The sequence below is a fragment of the Psychrobacter sp. 1U2 genome, assembly GCF_051847575.1.
Genome location: NZ_JBPYDC010000416.1, coordinates 1 through 1,112 on the forward strand (window position 1 = coordinate 1; position 1,112 = coordinate 1,112).

The window sequence follows — 1,112 nt, forward strand, 5'->3', positions numbered from 1 at the left end:
TGAGTTTAAGCTGGTTACCTCACGCCTTGGCGATAAATTGCGCGTCGCGGGCACAGCAGAATTTAACGGCTATAATTTGGACTTAAACACTATACGCTGCCAAGCCATTACGCGCCGTGTACAGCAGTTATTCCCAAAAGGCATCATTGCAAGCTCTGTGCAATATTGGACGGGGCTGCGACCGATGACCCCATCAAACGTACCCTTAATAGGACGCGCGCATAAAGGTCACATCCGTCATGGTAGTCACAATACAAGCGCTAGTTTCGATAATTTATGGCTTAATACGGGTCATGGTACACTTGGCTGGACGCATGCTTGTGGTTCTGCCAAAGCGATTAGTTTATTAATACAGGGCGAGACACCGCCAGTCGATTTTGACTTTGTAGGTGTAAACGCTCAATAGAGAACACTTACACCAGCCATACATATTTACTTTTCGTATAGTTAATCTGCCATAAAATAAGCATAGTACTACTGGTAAAAATTTTGCGTAGCCTCTGTCTGCGTAGGCACATAAGCAAGGAAAATTTGTACCAGTAGCACGTTATAGTTTTTGTACTTATTTTATGCAGCACTTCCTGATTTGATTTCGGAAGATTCGCGGTTAGCATCAACGCTTGAATCGGTAGTGTCCAAATCAAACCCTTCAGGCTTAATTGCTTCTAACTGCACCGGTACGCCGTTGACCGCTGCGTTACCACTTAACTGATCGATTAACGTATCATCCGTCAAATCATTGACACTGACACCAGCATGCGCCTGCGCAATCTTTTGTTTGACGCCTTTACGGCCGTGACCCCAACCATGCGGGATGCTCACCACGCTTGGCATCAGCTCATTCGTGACTTCTGCGATGATATTCACACTGCCAACGCGCGAGGTAACTTTGACGTTTTGACCGTCCTCGATACCGTATTCTTTGGCCGTTTCTGGATGCAACATGAGCGTACAGCGCGGCTTACCTTTTACCAAGCGATAGCTATTATGCAGCCACGAATTGTTACTACGTACATGGCGACGACCGATCAATAAAACCTGCTCATCATCATAATCCTGCATCATCTCCTGTACGCGCTCTAAATCTGCTTGATAAAAGTCCACATTGAGAT

The 1,112-nt window shown here is 45.9% G+C and carries 2 protein-coding genes; one reads left to right on the forward strand and one right to left on the reverse strand.

Annotation, left to right across the window (positions count from 1 at the left end; translation table 11 throughout):
- On the forward strand, positions 1–406 hold a 406-nt coding region (locus ACS8FD_RS16255; RefSeq protein ID WP_439276606.1), incomplete at its 5' end, for an FAD-dependent oxidoreductase.
- A 161-nt stretch (positions 407–567) separates the two neighbouring features.
- On the opposite strand, the gene ACS8FD_RS16260 is transcribed toward ACS8FD_RS16255, so the two are convergent.
- On the reverse strand, positions 568–1,112 hold a 545-nt coding region (locus ACS8FD_RS16260; protein ID WP_439276607.1), incomplete at its 5' end, for a molybdopterin dinucleotide binding domain-containing protein.